This is a genomic window from Amycolatopsis sulphurea (assembly GCF_002564045.1).
Classification (GTDB): Bacteria; Actinomycetota; Actinomycetes; order Mycobacteriales; family Pseudonocardiaceae; genus Amycolatopsis; species Amycolatopsis sulphurea.
This window is the reverse complement of record NZ_PDJK01000001.1, coordinates 883,942-900,749: the sequence shown is the minus strand read 5'-3', so window position 1 is coordinate 900,749 and position 16,808 is coordinate 883,942. Positions and strand designations below refer to the sequence as shown.

The window sequence follows — 16,808 nt, the reverse complement described above, 5'->3', positions numbered from 1 at the left end:
CGGTCACTCGGCCGGCGTGCGCGTGGGGAGCCGCCGGCTCACCGCGGCCGGCATCAGCGCCATCAAGAGCAGTTCGAGGGGCGAATCCTCCGCAGCACGCCATTTCCCGCCGCATCCGTGGGGCACGATGACGAGCTGTCCCTCGCGAACGCGCAGCGGGGCTTCCCCGGCTTCGGAGTACTCTCCGCGGCCGCTCACCACGAACCACGCCTCTTCGAGGTCGCCCCGGCCTCGCCCGTCGAGGGCGGTTCCCGGCGCGAGCCGGACGTAGTCAAAGGATTCGCACTCGCTGAACAACATTCCCCGGCGCCCGAGACACCGCCAGCTCGCGCTGCCGAGGCCGCCGTCGAACGTCTCGGTGAGACCGTCGTGCGTTCGGGAAACAATCACGCCGCACCTCCTGCGGGATCGGACGCGGCGAGACTCACCACGAAGAACTCCAGTCCTTCCGGCCCGCCCTCGATCGACACGGCACCGAGAAGAGGCAGCCCCAGCGAGACGCCGTAGCGGAGCGGCACGGTCGTCGACCCCGCCACGGCGGTCCCGGTGCCGCTCAGGGTGAAGAGCACGTGCTCTTCACCCTGAGCGGCACTCACGGATTCGGTCTGGGCCGGTTCGAGGCGGGCCAGCCGGGCGCGGCGCAGCGGTCCGGCGAGAAAGCCCTCCGGATCGAAGCTGCCGGTGCCCCGCAGGTCGATGACCTCGGAGCGGACCGTCGCGTCCGCCCGTTCCGGGACGCCCGCCGCCATGCCCGGACCGGACACCTCGATGACGAGCCAGATCAGATCCTCGGCCCCGTCGTTGCGAATCCCGTGCCGGGTACCGAGGCACGTCGTGATCAGATCGCCCGCGCCGACCTGGTGCTCCACGCCGTCGATCGTCATGACGCCGCGGCCGGACACGACGTAGTCGAACTGTTCGGTCCGGCTGTGCAGGTGCACGCCGCTCGCCGCGCCCGGGGGCAGGAACGAGCATTCCACCGCTTCCCACGGCCCGAACATGTTGTTCCGCCTGACCAGGCACTTCCATCGGGCGATCTGCTCGCCGCCGTGCATCTCGTGCACCTCGGACGGCTCGTCCAGGGTCGTCGTCACCAGGCGCTCAGTCATGTGCGGCTCCGGTCAGCAGCCACTGCGCCACCGGGATCCGCGCCGGGAGCTGATCAGCCACCGTCGCGGCCAGTACAGTCAGCGCGAGCAGTTCGAGGTCGCCTGCAGCGTCGTTGCGCACGGTGCCGGGCGCGCCGGCCGACAACAGGACATCGCCCGCGCGCAATGGGACGGAGCGACCCGAGCAGTCGTCGAATCGCCCCTGTCCGGCAACAACGAACCAGGCCGTCTCGACGCCTTCCCGGCCCCGTCCGTCCCGCGTGCCGCCCGGCGGTACCCGGACATAGTCGACGGCTTCGCATTCGCTGTGCAGCATGCCGCGACGCGCCAGGCAGCGCCACGCGTTGCCGTCCGTCGCCCGGCTCAGGCCGCGGGCCTCGGTGACGATCATCAAACCGCCTCGCCGGCCTGCGGGACGGCGAGGCTGGCGATGAACAGTTCCAGGCCCTCGGAACCCGCTTCGACCGTCACGCTGGTTCCCCGCGGCAAAGTCAGAGCCACCCCGGGACGCAGCGCGACGGTCGTCGATCCCGATGACGCGTTTCCGCTGCCGCCGACGATGAACAGAGTGTGCTCCTGGTCTTCGGCGAACAGCGACTCTTGCTGCCCCGGCTGAAGATGCGGCAGGCGAATGCGCCCGAGCGGACCGCTGAGGAAGTTGCCCGCGTCGACCTCCCGCACTTCGCGCAGATTTATCACCACGGCATTACTCATTTTTTCCCCCGGTTCCGATCTGTTTCCGATGGTCGAAATAGACAGCCGCCGTCGGCGGTCCCACTACTTCGATGACGAGCCAGTGCAGCCACCTGTCGCCCGCGTTCCGCAACCCGTGCCGCGTGCCGAGGGCGTTCAGGATGAGGTCGCCGCCGCTGACCTGGTGTTCCTTGCCGTCGAGAAGCATGACCCCGGTGCCGGAGACGATGAAGTACAGCTCCTCGGTGCGGGTGTGCACATGTGCGCCGCTGATCCCGCCGGGCGGGAGTGCGGCCCATTCGATCGCCTCCCACTGACCGAACAGATTGTCGCGGCGGGCGAAGCACTTCCACGCGGACACACCGTCCGCTCCGTGAACTCCGTGGACGGCCGAAGTCTCACTGGTATCCGCGATCACCATAGTGCCAGTCATATCTCCTCTTCGCATCCTTTTATATCGGGGACAAGAAGCCGAAAGTCCGCCTCGGAACATACAGATTCCGGGCACAGTGAAACGATTGTCCACTTCGGATGGCCAGACGGCAAACTGCTCGCCGTCCAGCAGTTGTCCGATGATTCTCGGTCACCCTGAATGGTCATCAATGCCGGCAGCGCGGGCCGCCACCCCTATCGGATCCACGCCGACCGGACGCCCGAACCGCCGGGAAGCGCGCAGCGCGCCGTCCTGCCGAACCGAGGATGGCGCTCGATACGCAGACCGCCCGGCTCCCGGCGGTGGAACGCACCGGCCGAACAGGCCAGGGTGTCGGCAAAGTCGGTGTGAGGGGCCCTGCACCGACCGCGGAGGTCTGTGAAGGTCGTCCGTGAAGGGGCCCTTCACGGACTCTGAGTCTGTGAAGGGCCCCTTCACAGACCCGAGACAGGGCCGGCACACACCACGAGGCGGTCGCGCCTCGAACACAACCGCATCGCCCGCTGCCGGGCGCAATCGACGACGATGGCAGGTGTCGTCGATGATGACGCGGCAGCCACGGCTCACTCTGCTGATCACGGGGCCACGAGCGACTTTGCCGGGACCCTGGGCCGAACGAGCCCGAGGCGGGAACGCTCGGCTCGCCGGGACCGGCGGCCGCCCGCGTGACGGGGAAGCGCTTACGCGGTCCTGTCTCGCCGGCGGGACAGGACCGCCTCGCCGACCAGGCGCTCTCGCGGCAGCTACGCTACTGGGATCGGCTGCGATTCCACGCCCAGCACATGCTCGGCGGCACGGTCCAGGGCGAGCAGCATCCAGCCCTCCAGATGGTCGTCCATCCGCTGCGCCGCGGCCCGCCAGCGCTCGACGCGTTCTCGCTCCACAGGAACGCGCGGCATCATCAACGTCGAATCCTCGGCCGTTTGCCTGCGCTGCCTGCGGCCGCGCAGCCGGCGCCTCAGCTCATTGCGCGACCACTGCCCCGCCTCCGCACTGGTGAGCCACTCGTCCTGGTCCTGGACCGCCAAGGCCGCCACCTCGGCATGATGCTGAAAACTCAGGACTTCCCGCCGCCGCCCGATCGGGAAGCGCCGGGCCACCCAGGCGTAGTTCCGCAGTGTCTGGTAATCAAGGTCCGCCGCTTCGACGGCCCGGACGTAACGGTCCGGATATTTGTCCTGGCCGCAGGCCAGCCAGTCGCCAAGGCACCAGGCCGACGAGCTGACGACCCGCGACAGCTTCAGCCCGGCGCGTTCCCAGCTGCCGTAGGTAAGGTTCGCCGAAAAAAGCAGCCCGAGCCGCGAGATCATCACTTGATCGTCACGGCTGCGCGGTTTTCTCGGCTCGGACCTCGGCTGCGGAGCCGCTTCTCCAGTTCGCAACGGCACATTTCCCCCCCGGAAACGCTCAGTGTTTCGGCCGGTGAACTTCTCGCGACCAGCGAGGAAGAATGTGGGTTGACCAGCCACGCTCCCCTGCCACGGTTCTGGCAGAGTTCAGCGATTCTCCAGCGTGCAGGCAACTGAGCCCGACCGCATTTACCCCCCAGGTCACGCGCTGACCACACTACCACAGACGGGAGTTGCCCGACGAGCGACAACGACCAGGCAATGCGTGCAGATTTCGTCGAACGGTGGCGTCGATTCACCGCCTGCCCAGCGCTGCCGCGCTTTCCGGTCCCCCATTCGACAGCAGGCCAAAGGCAACGCCGGAGGATCCTGGCCAAGCGCGTATCGCGACAGGATACGCGCAGGCGGGAGGGTGCATCCACACCGATTTCGCGACGATCCGGGAAAGTCCGGCCGCCGCCCCTGGCAGGTCCGGGGCCTGATTCGGCGAGCGCCGGCAGGTGTGCCGCCCTGCCCTCCCAGGGTGTCGGCAAAGTCGGCGTGAGGGGCGCAGACCGCAGAGAGAGGTCCGTGAAGGGGCCCTTCACGGACTCAGAGTCCGTGAAGGGGCCCTTCACGGACCCGAAACCGGTCCGGCGCACGCCACAAGGTGGTCGCACACCTCCGCATCGCCCGCCGCCGGGTCCCGACCACCTTTGCCGGAACCCTGCCTGCCCTCCTGCGACCGCCCTGCTGTGACGTTTTCCAGAACGGCAGCGGATGCTCGCAACGATTCATCCCTTTACAAGGAGCCGTTTTCAACGGAAACCGTGGCTCACTGAGCGGCACTTTCTGCCGCACGCATGCGTCCATCGGCCCGCCGTGGACCGGGTGCCGATATTCGTTTCCGCCGATCCGCCGGATGGTACATCGGCGGATCAGCGCCCTGCGGTACCGGCCGATGCGCTAGGGTGAAATTACGACGTGGGATCGCGGCAGACGAGCGACCGCGCCGGCAGAAGATTTGCTTGCACGGTCGCGTGCTGCCTGTGCACGTTTTATCTGATGTGCGAAACAGAGAGCTTCTTGGGGGACTGCATGACCGAGACGACAACGGAACCGAACTTGCCCGCGGAACTGCCCGGCACGACCGGCAACGGACACCGGCCCGCTCCGGTTCGCGTGTCCGCCCGCGACGCGAGGTATGGCGATCTGGTGCGCGGCAAGAACCAGCGGTGGGTCGGCCGGCCCGACTATGTGTGCCTGCCGGTCTCCACCTCGGAGGTGCGGACCGCGGTGCAGGACGCGGTTTCCGCCCGGAAACGCATCTCCGTCCGCAGCGGCGGCCACTGCTACGAAGATTTCGTGTACAACCCGGACGTCGAGGTCGTCATCGACCTGTCCGAAATGACCAGGGTGTCCTTCGACCGCGAGATGAATGCCTTCTCCATCGAGGCAGGCGCGGAGCTTCTCGACGTTTACGAGACGATCTACCGGCTCCGGGGAGTGACTTTCCCCGGCGGGATGTGCTATTCGGTAGGCGCGGGCGGCCACATCTGCGGGGGCGGGTACGGCTTCCTGTCCCGGAAGCACGGGCTCGTCGTCGACTACTTGTACGCGGTGGAAGTAGTCGTGGTCGATCAGCGTGGCAAGGCGAAGGCGGTCATCGCGACCAGGGAGGCCGACGACCCGCGACGGGATCTGTGGTGGGCGCACACCGGTGGCGGTGGGGGCAATTTCGGCGTGGTCACCCGGTATTGGCTTCGCGCTCCCGAAGCGGACACCGATCGCACCGCACCGCTGCTTCCTTCGCCCCCGGCGGAAGTGCTGGCCAGCGCTGTCTCCTGGGAGTGGGCTTCGATGACCGAAGCCGCTTTCCGCAGGCTGCTCGGCAACTTCGCCGACTGGCAGGTCCGCAACCAGGACCCTGAGTCACCCGCCGCGTCGTTGTTCGCGACCCTTTCGCTCAACCACCGGTCGAACGGGCAGATCGGGATGATGACGCAAATGGACGCGTCGGTGCCCAACGCGGACAAGGTCCTCGCGGAGTTCCTGGACGCGGTGGCAGCCGGCGTCGAGCCTCCGGCCGGCCCGATGACCAAGGCCATGGGAGACCACTTGCCGAGGCCGGAGCTCGCGACGCCGCGACGGCTGCCCTGGTTGCAGGCGACCCAGATGCTGGCCACCGGCACTCCGACGCTGACCAATCCCAGCCTGCGCGCCAAATATCGGTCGGCGTACCTGCGCTCGGTACTGACCGACGACCAAATCGGCACCATCTATCGGTGCCTGACCAGCACCGATTACGAGAATGCGAGCGCCCTGCTGCTGATCTCGGCGTACGGGGCCAAGATCAACGCGGTTCCGCCCCGGGAAACCGCGGTGGCCCAGCGCGACGCGGTGATGAAACTGCTGATCCAGAACTACTGGTCCGATCCGGCCGACGACGCCTACCACCTCCGGTGGATCCGCGAGTTCTACCGCGACGTGTTCGCCGAGACCGGTGGCGTGCCGCCGCACGACGACCGCACCGCGGGCTGCTACGTCAGCTACCCGGACGTCGACCTGGATTCCCCCGAGTGGAACAGCTCCGGGTTGTCCGGCGTGCAGTTGTACTACGGGGTCAACTATCCCCGGCTGCGAGCGGTGAAACGCCGGTGGGACCCGGGTAACGTCTTCCGCCACCGGCAGTCCATCCGGCCCTGACCGCCGTTGTCCGGGCCGGCGGAACGCCTTGTGCGTTCCGCCGGCCCGGGCAAGCGAGTCGCTCAGGCCGGGAGCCGCAGGGTTCCGGCAAAGGTGGTCGAGGCCCCGTGATCAGCAGAGAGAACCGTGGCTGCCGCGTCATCATCGCCGACACCTGCCATCCCGATCGATTGCGCCCGGCAGCGGGCGATGCGGAGGTGTTCGAGATACGCGACCACCTCGCGCTGTGCGCCGGACCTGTCTAGGGGTCTGTGAAGGGGCCCTTCACGGACTCTGAGTCTGTGAAGGGCCCCTTCACAGACCTTCACGGACCTCCGCAGGCTGCGTAGAGCCCCTCACACCGGCTTTGCCGACACCCTGCCGGGAGCCGGGTCAGAGCTGCTTCAGCATTCCCCCGTCGAGCACCAGGTCCGAGCCGTTCATGTTCGGCACCCGCCCGGACGCCAGCAGCACCACGAGCACGGCCACCTCCTCCGGTTCGGTGAACCGGCCGGTGTTCAACCCGGTCATCGCCGGCACCTGCGCGACGAATTCCTCATGGTCCATGCCCGCGCTCCGGGAAAGGCCCGATGCCATTCCATCGGTCGACGTCCAGACGGCCGTCCGCGTCGGACCCGGGGAAATCGTATTCACCCGGACGCCCGCCTCGCCCAGCTCCTCGGCCAGCGACTTGCCGAAGTTGACCAGCGCGGCCTTGGCCGCGGAGTAGTCGATCAGCCGGGGCAGCGCCAGCTTGGCGTTGACCGAACCGATGTTCACGATGGATCCCCGGCGTTCGAGCAGGCTCGGCAGAGCCGCCCGAGTCGTGCGCACGGCGCTGAAGAAGTTCAGCTCGAACGCGTGCTGCCAGTCGTCGTCGCTGATCTCCGCGAAACCTTCGGTGCGCGCGGGCGAACCGCCGACGTTGTTGACCAGCAGGTCGATGCCGCCCAGTTCGGCGAGCGCCCAGTCCATCATTTCCGCCGTCTGCTCCGGAGACGTCAGATCCGCCTGCCGGGTCAGCGACGTCGCCTCGGCGAGCGGTGCGCTGGTCGTGCGGGCACACGCCGCGACGTGCGCTCCCTCCTCCGCCAGCGCTTGCACGACCGCGAGGCCGATGCCCTTGCTGGCCCCGGTCACCAACGCGGTTTTGCCCTTAAGCTCGAGTTCCATCCCACTCCATTCGCTGACTATTCGCTCACTGCGCCGACAATGGTCATAGTATGATCAAACCACTGATCGTGTCCACATGCTCCGAGGCAGATAAAAACGCATCAACAGCGTTCTTTGACTGCGGATATCGTAGGCAGGCCAGGGGTTCCGGCGAAACCTGAGCATCGTGTCGGCCCGTGCACCTACCCCGCCCGTGTGCGCAGTTAAGCGCGATCGGCCGGCGGTACGGTACGTGGCCGGTCACCTTGGTGTCCGCTAACATCGGCAGGGGGACGGGTGCACGATCGGGCAATTTCGGCCGGCCGCTTTTTCGGGGGAGTCTTCTGACATGAAACGCTTCGCGATGGTCGTCGTCTCGCTGACCGCGCTATTCCTTGTTCCCTTCACCCTCAGCGGAGCATCGGTCGCGCTCACCCGGATTACCGCCGACCTCCACACCACGCTGCCGGCGACGCAATGGGTCGTCAACGGATACAGCGCGACCTTCGCCGGCTTCATGCTGATGACCGGCTCACTCGCGGACCGGTACGGACGCCGCAGAGTGTTCCTGTCGGGAGTCGGGCTGTTCTCCATCTGTGCGCTGGTGAGTGCGGCTGCCACCGATATCGTGGTACTCGATCTGGCCCGTGCCGCGGCGGGGGTCGGAGCGGCCGCCACCGTGACGGGTGCGAGTGCGGTGCTCGCCCAGGCTTTCACCGGCGCGGCGCGGACCAGGATATTCGGGTTGTTCGGCACGACCGTCGGGCTGGGTCTCGCCTTCGGGCCCACCCTCGCGGGGTTGCTGATGGAATCGTTCAGCTGGCGTGCCGCGTTCGGCCTGCCCGGGGTAATCGGCTTGATCACCTTGGCATTCTTCCGGTTCCTGCCCGCATCGGGCACCGCCGCGGCAACCCGGACGGACTGGGCGGGAGCGGCGACCTTCACGGTGGGGCTGGTGCTGCTGATCCTCGTTTTCTCCGAAGGCCCGGAGCTTGGCTGGACATCGCCGCTCGTGCTGACCGCCTTGGCGGGTGCTGCGGTCTTGTTCCCGTTGTTCGTCAGGATCGAGCGGCGCACCGCCGATCCCTTGGCGGATCTGCGGTTGCTGGCGTCGCCGAGATTCCTCGCGCTGTGTGCCGCCAATGTCGCCATCGTCGCGGTGTTCGGCCCGCTCGTGGTGTACCTGCCCTCGTATTTCATGGCCACGCAGGGGGTGCCGGCCGCCGGTGCGGGAGCACTGGTCATTCTGCTGACCGGGCCGATGCTGGTGCTGCCGATCCTCTGCGGTCTCCTCGCTCGCTGGGTGAGTCCGTCGGCTCAGGTGGTCGCGGCGCTGGTGCTGGTCGGCGCGGGCGCCGTCTGGTTTTGCGTCGCCGCCGACTACGCGGGGCCGCTGCTCACCATGGGTGCGGGGATCGCCATCGCCACCGGTTTGCTGGACGGGCTGGCGGTCAGCAGCCTGCCGGCCGATCAAGCGGGCATGGCGGCGGGGATGTTCAACACCGTGAAGCTGACTGGCGAGACCCTCGGCATCACGGTAGTCGGATCCGTACTCGCCGCCCGAACCGCCGGCAGCCTCGGCGGCGCGGCGTACCCAGCAGCCATGGATCTGGTGCTCTGGGCGCTGGCCGCGCTGTGCTTCGGCGTGGCGTTGCTCGTCGTGATGCTGTTCCGTATTCCCGAGCCCGCCGCCCCGCGGCGGTTCACGACGACGCCCGGTTGACCCGAACCGCACCTCCACCGCTGATCTGGACGCCGCCCGTCCTGGCAGTCCACGGCTTCGCAGGCCCAGCCACGACCGTCGTGAAGGGGCCGCCGGTTGTCGAACCGCGCGTGGGGTGCCGCTTGCGGGTTTCGCAGCGGAATCGGGACCAGCGATCAGCAAGCCTGAACGCATGGAATGTCCACTACAACTACCAATCGGCCCCACACCGCCGCGAAAGACCAGCCGCCGGTGATCCGGGCTCGACACCAACGTCAGGGCCTCAGACAGACGGCTGTCCCGAACTGGAACCGGCATTGAGCGCCCGCAGCAGGCCAGGATCAAGACCCGAACCCGGACAGCGAGCCCGACGACGAGACCCACCGCGACCCGTGACCAGCCAGACGGGTCACCGCAGGTGAACGACCGTCGGCGCCGGATGCATGAGGAAGTCGTGGTGGCTGATGTTGTAGCCGTAGGCGCCGCACATCGCGAACACGACCAGGTCGCCTGCCGCGATGCCGGGTAGCCGGACCTGCCGGGCCAGAACGTCTTTGGGGGTGCAGAGTTGTCCCACGAAGGTGACCGGTTCGGCGGTCACGCTCGGGCGCGGCCACGGATGGTCCCACTGCTCGGCCGGGACGACGACGACCGGCTGGTCGTGGCCCTTGGCGGCGGGGGTGCGCAGGTGGTGGGTCCCGCCGGCGCACACCGCGAACCACTCGCCATGGCTGGGTTTGAGGTCCAGGACACGGGTGGCGTACCAGCCGGAGTACGCGCTGATCGCTCGTCCGGGCTCGATCCGGACGGTCAGTGACGGGTGCCTGGCCGCGACCGCGGCCAGACGGCGGGCATAGTCGGCCCAGTCGAAGATCTGGTCCGGCCGTCGGTAGTCCACGGCCATCCCGCCACCGACGTTGACCTCACGCAGAGCCAAGTCGTGCCGGCGGCCGAATTCGGCAGCCCAGGACAGTACGACGTCAGCGAGGGCGGCGCAGCCCTCCGGACCCAGGCCACTGGCCAGATGGGCGTGCACCCCCACGACCTGTATACCGGGTAGCTCAGCCAGGTCGGCGGTGGCTGCGGCGGCCTCCGCCGGGTCCATACCGAACGGGCTGGGCATGCCGCCCATGGTCAACGCCGCGCCTCCGCCGAAACCGGTGGGCAGGTTGACGCGCAACAGCACCTGCACCCGCTGCCCGGCGGCACGGGCCAGGGTGTCCAGCCGACGCAGCTCGTGCCGGCTCTCGACGTGGTAGCGGTCGACACCGGCAGCCAGTGCGGCGGTCAGTTCGGCGTCGGTCTTGCCCGGACCGCCGAAGGCGAGCGGCACACCAGGCAGGTGTGCCCGGACGTGGGCGAGTTCGCCACCGCTGGCGACCTCGAGTCCATGGACGTGCTCGGCGATCACCGTGAGCAGTGCGGGGTCAGGGTTGGCCTTGACGGCGTGCAGCAACTCGATCGGCGCGTCCACCCCGTCGAAAGCTGCCCGGATCCGCGCCAGGTGGTCAGCGAGGTGCCGCAAATCGTAGAGGTAGGCGGGCAGCGTCCGATCTGCAGCGGCGGCCAGTACGGCGTCGGTGACCGGTGTTCCCGGCGGCGACGAGGTCCAGGTCATCGGAGGTCCTCCGGCAGGGCTCGGCCGAGGGGGTTGGGGAACGGCACATAACCAGCATGCCGGTCGGCCGCACGCTGCCAGCGGATCAGCAGATTTGTCTTGGCCGGCAACGGAACACCGGCCAGCAGCGCCCGCAGCCGGGGCGGTCCGCCGAGATCGGTGCCGGTGGTGGCGACAACGTCGGCGACGGTGTCCCAGAGCTCGTCCTCGAACCGCGGCCGTGCGGGCACGAGATCGGCGAGCGCACCGGCGATCTCCGTGAGGTGATTGACGAAAAGGCAGTAGGCGACGCGATTCCAGCCGTTCTCCCCGCTGTAGGCGGCGGCGCCGGCCACCTCGGCGGGCAGCGCGGCGAGCAGGTCGGTGTGCCGGTGGGCCAGCAACTTCGTGCCTTCGAGGTCGCGCACCAGCACCTGGGTGGGCATACCCTCGGCGTCCAGGACGGCGAGCACGTTCTGCAGGTGCGGTTCGAGGACGATGCCGTGCTCGGCCCACAGCCGCAACACCGGTGGTACCAACAGGTTCAGGTAGCGCCGCCACCACAGCCCGGCCCACGCGGCCGGGTCGCGGTGATCCACGAGGTCGGCGAGCCGGGTTCGGGTGCCGGCGGGATCGAGCTGCGCGGCGGCCAGCGCACCGGCGAGGTGGACCTGTTCACCGGGCCGCAGCCGGCCGGTGATCCCCGTCCGCACGATGGTGCCGAATCCTTCGAGGATCGCGTGACGCTGCCGCGCTGTGCCGAGATGTCCGGGCAGCACGACGCTGCGGGCGGCGGGTTCGGGGAGCGCGCCGAACCCGGGATGACGGGCGGCGACCTCGGCGAACGGCGTGGCGAGCGCGCCGGTCAGCGCGACCGCGCCACGCAGTTCGTAGGCGGCGTTCTTGCGCAGGCAGTTGGTGATGCGCACATTGAGACTGGTCTTGAGGAAGACGTCGAGCTCGGGCTGGTAGAGGGTGCGCACGCTGGCGGTGGGGTGACACGGCTGCCCGGTCTGCCCGAGGTCGAGCAGCGCGCCCTCGATGCGTGCGGCGGCCAGCACCGGTGCCAGGTCCGGGTCATCGGACAGCAGCTGGAACTGCCACGGGTGCACCGGAAGCGCCCGGTACCCGGCCGGCAAGGGCCGACCGAGCAGGTCGGAAGTCCTTGCGTGCTGGTCGAAATCGCCGCCGACAGCGTGTTCGTGCACGAGTTCCGCGGGCACGGCGAGCCAGTGCAGCGGGAACGCGGTGCGGGTCTCGGGCGAGAATCGGCGCCACCGGCTGGGTTCCCCGGACCGCCACTTGGGTGCCGGGTGGCGCGGGTGTCCGGCGAGCAGGGACTGTTCGGAGTCCAGGTAGGTGGCGGCCGGCTCGGCGACCGGACGGTCGGGGCGATCCGGACGCCTGGCCAGGGTGTCGTGCAGGGCGTCGCGGCTGGCCCGGACCTGCGTGGCGAACTCGTCGTTGCCGTGGCCGGTACGGGCGGTCAGCTCGGCGTCGACGAGGTCGGCGAGTTCTGCCAGGCCCAGGTCCACCCACGTGGTGCCGCCGGCGTGCCGTTGCACCGGACCGGTGAAGCGGTGGGCCGCGACCGTGGAGACCCGCAGCAGCGTGGCGCGCAGCACCTGGCCGATGTGCGGCAGGCGCAGCAGCAACCGGCCGGTGTCCACCGTGACCTGGCCGTCCGGACCGGCGAGTTCGCGGACCAGGCACCCCAGCAGGGTGTGCGCGGAGAGCAGGTCGGCATCGGTGTCGACGCGGAAGGAGGTGGTGACCTCGACTGTCACAACGAAACTCCGTTACAGGGATCGGGATCAGGACGTGGTCGTGGGCGCGATGAGCGGCCCGGGAGCGGGTCTGGTGAAACCGGCGACGGCGGCGGCCAGCGCGAGACCGGCCACGACCGGGACTGCCAGTGGCGCGGCAGGGCCGAAGCCGGCCAGGGCGGAAGCCGCGACACCGGCGAGCACTGCGCCGCTCTTGGACGCAGCCTCGACAGTGCCGAACAGCTTGCCGGGACGACGGCCGGTGGCGGCTTCCGTTGCGAGCAGCGACAGGGAGGGCAACCCGAGGGCAAGGGCGGCGCCGAGCACCAGGCGGCCGAACACCAGCCACGCCAGTGCACCAGCGCCGGGGGCGACGAACAGGTGCACTGCGGCGGACACCGCCGCCAAGGCGTAACCGGCGGTCAAGCCGGCCCGTGCCCGGCCCCTCAACCAGCGCAGCGTGAAGGCGCAGGCCAGCAGGTAGCACAGGTGGGGTGCGGCGAACAGCAACCCGATCAGCACGGGAGCCAGTCCGGGCGCGATCTGGTGTGCCAGCGGCAGGAAGTACGGGAAGGTGATCACGGTTACGAGCACGAATCCGCCTTCTGCCAAGCACATTCCCGCCACGGTGATGCCTGTACGGGCAGTCGTGGGCTCGGCTGCGGCCCGCACCGATCGCCCGGCACCGGTGGGCGCGGGAAGGATCAGCGTCGCGATGGCGGCGGCCAGTGGCAGCAGTGTGGCCATCCCGTACATCTGCCGGACATCCAGCATCGTGGACAGCAGTCCGGCCAGCACCGGTGCACCTGCCAGCGCGGTCCGGGCCGATCCCTGCATCAGGGCCAGTGCGCCGGACAGGCGGGGACCGCGCAGACCCGCCGCGAGGTACGCGGTACTGGCCGAGTAGGTGCCGCCCAGCAGGCCCTGTGCGATGAGTGCGATGACCAGACTGGTCATGTTCTGCGCGATCGCCGCGAGCCCGAACGCCACGGCGAGCCCGAACTGGGCGCGAACCAGCAGAAGTTTGGGACCGTGCCGGTCGGCCAAGCGGCCCCAGACCGGCGCTGCCAACGCGGTGCACAGGGTGGGCAGCACGTAGAGCAGACCGGCCCAGCGAGCGTTCGGGTCGCCGAGTTCGGGCAGTAGCCGGGGAAGGTAGGGCGGCAGGCCGAGTGCGGCGAACGCCGACGCGCAGTGCGCGGCCGTGATCGTGACGACGTGCGCGCGGCCCGGACCGTCGGAGGGCTGGTTCACCGGGCGGCCGCAAGATAGTTGGGACCGGTACGCAGGTAGTACTTGTTGACGTCGATGATGCCCAGGCGGGTCTTGGGCAGCAGGGTGCCGGCGGTGATCATGGCCTTGATCGGAAGCCGATCGGCCGCCAGTACCCGGTCACGCAGCAGCACAGCGGCTTTCCGGGAGTGGGGCTTGCTCAAGTCGCACCAACGCTCGGTTGCTTCGACCAGACGCGTACGTGCCAGGTCGAACAGTTCGGCGCGGCGCCGGCGATCGGGACCCGCTTCCTCAGCGACCAGCGAGGCGACGCACAGGTGCAGCGTGATCGTGGTGACCATGTCGGCCAGCTCGGCGGGGTCGCTGACTGCGATACGGCGGTCGGCGAAGTCTTCTGGCCGCACAGGCAGGCCCAGCGCTGCCGACGCGTGGGCACAGTCCACCCGGCCGCTGTCATTGTCCTTGTAAACCAGGCGAATGCCCGGGTTCTGGGCGACAGTGACGTTCTGCTGGTGGGCTTCCAGCGCGATGCCGTAGCGCAGCCACAACGCCACATGCCAGTCCAGCAGGACCGACAGGTAGCTGTCGAACCAGGACAAGACGTCGCCACCGGAGAGCCGGTCGATGATCCGAGCTTCCGGCCGGCCAGGGTCCGGCGCGAGCAAGGCCGCGACCGGAACCAGGGTGCTGCCGGCGATCGCGGGCGGATAGCGCCGGACGAGCACTGCCAGCAGGTCGCTGTCGCTGTCCGCCCACTGGGATTCGTCGGCCAGCAGCACACGGCCGGCCAACTCCGGTTCCCGCTCCAGCACGGCGCTCAGCAGGCGGTGCATGGTCTCCCCGTCTGCGAGCGTGCCCGGCTTGATGGTGCGGCGGTTACGCCGGCCCAATGTCGCTGTGGGCAAAGGAAGTTTGAGGTGTACGCCGGGGTCGTCGGCCAGCGCGACCGTCCGGGTGGACAGCGTCGGCACCACGGTCGGGCCAAGGTGTGCCACCGCGTCGGCCTCGCCGCGGTCGACGGTCAGCGGGTGCACCGGGATGGCCACGTGGTCGTCGGAGAACCCCAGGTTGGCCGGCGACGGCCACCACTCGGGCGCGGCGAAGGCGTCCGACAGTCGCATGCGTGTCCTCGGCACGACGGTCCAGCGCAGCGGGAAACTCGGCAGGTACTCCGGTGCGTAGCGGCGCAGGTCGCCGGCGGTCATCCCCCACCGGCACCGGCCGGTGGGATGGACGGGATGGTCGCGTAGCGCGGCCAGCGCCTCGTGGCGCAGCAGACCGTCAAATCCCTTGTGGTCACCGCACTTCAGCTTGGCCATCAGGTCAGGTTCGGCCGCATCGTGCAGGTTCAGCACGGTCGAGGTCTGGGCGCACTCCTCGGTGAACTCCTGCCAGCCCCGCTCCGCCTCCGCGTCGCCCTGCGGCGCGAGGGAGGCCAGTACACCATCCACAGTGGACTCCACGCGCACGGTCGCGGCGTCGGTGACCACCAGGCAGCCGAGGGCGACGGCGTGGTCGGCGAGGACGCCGTCCGGCCGGACCGCGAGCCAGCCGGCGCGTCCGCCGGGCAGCGGGAACCGCCACCACGTGTCGTGCGCCGGGGCGCCGGGCGGCGGGCCGGTCACCCCGCCGTGGGTGAGCATCCCGAGGTGATCCTCACGGAACAAGGCGTCGAGCACGCGCTCCAGCAAGCTCACGCCGTCACCGACCACTGGTTGGCCGCGACGAAGTCGTCGATCGCGGCGCCGACTGCTTCCGGCCCCGGCCCGATCGCGTGGACGACGCCGAGGTAGTCGCGGTTGGTGCCGTGCAATGCGGCGGTGACGCCGAGCGCGCGCAGGCGGCGGTGCCCCAGCCGGATCCCGTCCGGCAGTTCGGCCGACGAGGTCGGCGGGGCCTCGGTGAACCGGCCCGCCTGTTCGGCGGCGACGTAGCGGATCCGGGCATGCCGGTCCACAGTGGACGGTACGGGCAGGCCGGCGGAAAGTGGCCGTCCCAGGTGCAGCCGGATCACCTCGGCGAACAGGTCGACCCCGAGCAGCTCAGCGCAGATGAGGTCCATCGTGTCGCCGATCAACCGGTAGTTGACCTCGATCAGGCGGGCGCGGGCGCCCTGGATCACGAACTCGGCGTGGCAGGCGCCGAACCCGACATCGAGCGCGCTCAGCTGGGCGCGCAGGTCGCGTTCGACCGGCTCCGGCAGGCTCGGCACCCAGTCCCGGCCGGACTCGACGAAGGACGGCGGTTCCCCGAGGCTGGTGCGCCAGGACCCGAAGTGGTGCAGGCGCTCGCCATCGCCGAGCGTGTCGTAGGTGTGCAGTTCCCCGGCCAGGTACTCCTCGGCGATCAGGGTGCACGACCCGCGCCGGGCACGGATCCGCGCCACCTCCGTCACCAGCTCGCTCCGGTCTCGCACGAGCAGGACGTCCTCGCTGGCCACGCCTTCCCTCGGCTTGATCACCGCGGGAAACGGCAGCTCGGCGGCGACCTCGGTGACGTCGTCGGATGGTCCGATCTCGAAGCAGGCCACGGTGTCCAGGCCGGCCGCGGCCAGCGTGTGCCGGGTGAGGAACTTGTTCTTGCACCGCTGCGCTGCCCGCCACTGCTTGTGCGGCAGATCGAGCAGCTCGGCCGCCAGCGCGGTGGCGGTCTGGAGGTGATCGCTGTTGCTGAACAGGGCGGCCGGGCGGCCGTGGCGTCCGGCCAGTGCCAGCACCCGGGTGGCCACCGCGCCGGGGTCGCGGACGTCGACCGGCTCGACCGCCGACGGCGGGTGCGCGTGGCCGGCGTAGGCAGCGCGGTGGGCTTCCGGCTGGTCGGTGAGGATCACCATCGGCATCCCGAGCCGGGCCGCGGCGGGCAGCAGCCCGTGGGTCACGGCGTCGGTCGGGTTGAGGGCGGTGAGGTACAGGCACACGGGCGGGACTCCGTCACTCAATGATATTGGTTAGCCTTGCCTAACTGATAACCGGCGGGCCTCACACAACTTCATCCAGCGACCAGGGTCAAGTGATCGACGCCGTGGCATAGAACACGCTCGCTCGACTTGCTAAGGCTAGGCTTGCCTACCCTAGAATCCTGCGACGTTCTCCTCCTTCGCCCCCTTCGGA

The 16,808-nt window shown here is 69.2% G+C and carries 15 protein-coding genes; 3 read left to right on the top strand and 12 right to left on the bottom strand.

All coding sequences use genetic code 11. The annotated features are described in order from the left end of the window. Nucleotides 1-3: 3 nt before the first annotated feature. The 6 genes from ATK36_RS04130 to ATK36_RS04110 all read right to left on the bottom strand — a co-directional run bounded on the left by ATK36_RS04130 (nucleotide 4) and on the right by ATK36_RS04110 (nucleotide 3,545). A complete protein-coding gene (locus ATK36_RS04130) occupies nucleotides 4-390 on the bottom strand; it encodes a cupin domain-containing protein (protein WP_098509885.1) in 387 nt (128 codons plus the stop codon). Beyond that, a complete protein-coding gene (locus ATK36_RS04125; protein ID WP_098509884.1) occupies nucleotides 387-1,109 on the bottom strand; it encodes a cupin domain-containing protein in 723 nt (240 codons plus the stop codon). The genes ATK36_RS04130 and ATK36_RS04125 overlap by 4 nt, the downstream gene beginning before the upstream one ends. Then, nucleotides 1,102-1,500 (bottom strand): cupin domain-containing protein, encoded by a 399-nt coding sequence (locus ATK36_RS04120; protein WP_098509883.1) that lies wholly within the window; start codon nucleotides 1,498-1,500, stop codon nucleotides 1,102-1,104. The genes ATK36_RS04125 and ATK36_RS04120 overlap by 8 nt, the downstream gene beginning before the upstream one ends. Next, a complete protein-coding gene (locus ATK36_RS32730) occupies nucleotides 1,500-1,823 on the bottom strand; it encodes a hypothetical protein (RefSeq protein ID WP_211291779.1) in 324 nt (107 codons plus the stop codon). The genes ATK36_RS04120 and ATK36_RS32730 overlap by 1 nt, the downstream gene beginning before the upstream one ends. Continuing rightward, entirely contained in the window at nucleotides 1,816-2,163 is a 348-nt protein-coding gene (locus ATK36_RS32725) for a cupin domain-containing protein (RefSeq protein WP_211291778.1), read from the bottom strand. Before ATK36_RS32725 ends, ATK36_RS32730 begins: the two co-directional genes overlap by 8 nt. A gap of 815 nt (nucleotides 2,164-2,978) precedes the next feature. Further along, entirely contained in the window at nucleotides 2,979-3,545 is a 567-nt protein-coding gene (locus ATK36_RS04110) for an LmbU family transcriptional regulator (RefSeq protein WP_170069589.1), read from the bottom strand. A gap of 1,116 nt (nucleotides 3,546-4,661) precedes the next feature. Here ATK36_RS04110 and ATK36_RS04105 point away from each other — a divergent pair. Both ATK36_RS04105 and ATK36_RS31980 read left to right on the top strand, forming a co-directional pair. Continuing rightward, nucleotides 4,662-6,269 (top strand): FAD-binding oxidoreductase, encoded by a 1,608-nt coding sequence (locus tag ATK36_RS04105; protein ID WP_098509882.1) that lies wholly within the window; start codon nucleotides 4,662-4,664, stop codon nucleotides 6,267-6,269. A gap of 107 nt (nucleotides 6,270-6,376) precedes the next feature. Beyond that, complete coding sequence (locus tag ATK36_RS31980) at nucleotides 6,377-6,514, top strand: hypothetical protein (protein WP_170069588.1); 138 nt, start codon at nucleotides 6,377-6,379, stop codon at nucleotides 6,512-6,514. A gap of 127 nt (nucleotides 6,515-6,641) precedes the next feature. Here the strand turns inward: ATK36_RS31980 and ATK36_RS04100 are convergent, their stop codons facing one another. After that, the gene (locus ATK36_RS04100) at nucleotides 6,642-7,421 is read right to left on the bottom strand and encodes an oxidoreductase (RefSeq protein WP_098509881.1); all 780 of its coding nucleotides are present in this window, start codon (nucleotides 7,419-7,421) and stop codon (nucleotides 6,642-6,644) included. Between the two features lie 328 nt (nucleotides 7,422-7,749). Here ATK36_RS04100 and ATK36_RS04095 point away from each other — a divergent pair, with 328 nt between their 5' ends. Continuing rightward, on the top strand, nucleotides 7,750-9,123 hold the full coding sequence (locus ATK36_RS04095; RefSeq protein WP_098509880.1) for an MFS transporter: 1,374 nt from the start codon (nucleotides 7,750-7,752) through the stop codon (nucleotides 9,121-9,123). A 388-nt stretch (nucleotides 9,124-9,511) separates the two neighbouring features. On the opposite strand, the gene ATK36_RS04090 is transcribed toward ATK36_RS04095, so the two are convergent. From ATK36_RS04090 to ATK36_RS04070, 5 genes are read right to left on the bottom strand one after another with little or no spacing between them, the layout of a single operon-like run. Continuing rightward, complete coding sequence (locus ATK36_RS04090) at nucleotides 9,512-10,720, bottom strand: type III PLP-dependent enzyme (RefSeq protein WP_098509879.1); 1,209 nt, start codon at nucleotides 10,718-10,720, stop codon at nucleotides 9,512-9,514. Further along, complete coding sequence (locus tag ATK36_RS04085; protein ID WP_098509878.1) at nucleotides 10,717-12,486, bottom strand: IucA/IucC family protein; 1,770 nt, start codon at nucleotides 12,484-12,486, stop codon at nucleotides 10,717-10,719. Before ATK36_RS04085 ends, ATK36_RS04090 begins: the two co-directional genes overlap by 4 nt. 27 nt (nucleotides 12,487-12,513) lie before the next feature. Then, complete coding sequence (locus ATK36_RS04080; RefSeq protein ID WP_098509877.1) at nucleotides 12,514-13,719, bottom strand: MFS transporter; 1,206 nt, start codon at nucleotides 13,717-13,719, stop codon at nucleotides 12,514-12,516. Continuing rightward, the gene (locus tag ATK36_RS04075) at nucleotides 13,716-15,395 is read right to left on the bottom strand and encodes an IucA/IucC family protein (protein WP_211291777.1); all 1,680 of its coding nucleotides are present in this window, start codon (nucleotides 15,393-15,395) and stop codon (nucleotides 13,716-13,718) included. Before ATK36_RS04075 ends, ATK36_RS04080 begins: the two co-directional genes overlap by 4 nt. Then, nucleotides 15,392-16,615, bottom strand: coding sequence for an ATP-grasp domain-containing protein (locus ATK36_RS04070; protein ID WP_098509876.1), 1,224 nt, complete (start codon nucleotides 16,613-16,615; stop codon nucleotides 15,392-15,394). The genes ATK36_RS04075 and ATK36_RS04070 overlap by 4 nt, the downstream gene beginning before the upstream one ends. Nucleotides 16,616-16,808 lie beyond the last annotated feature (193 nt).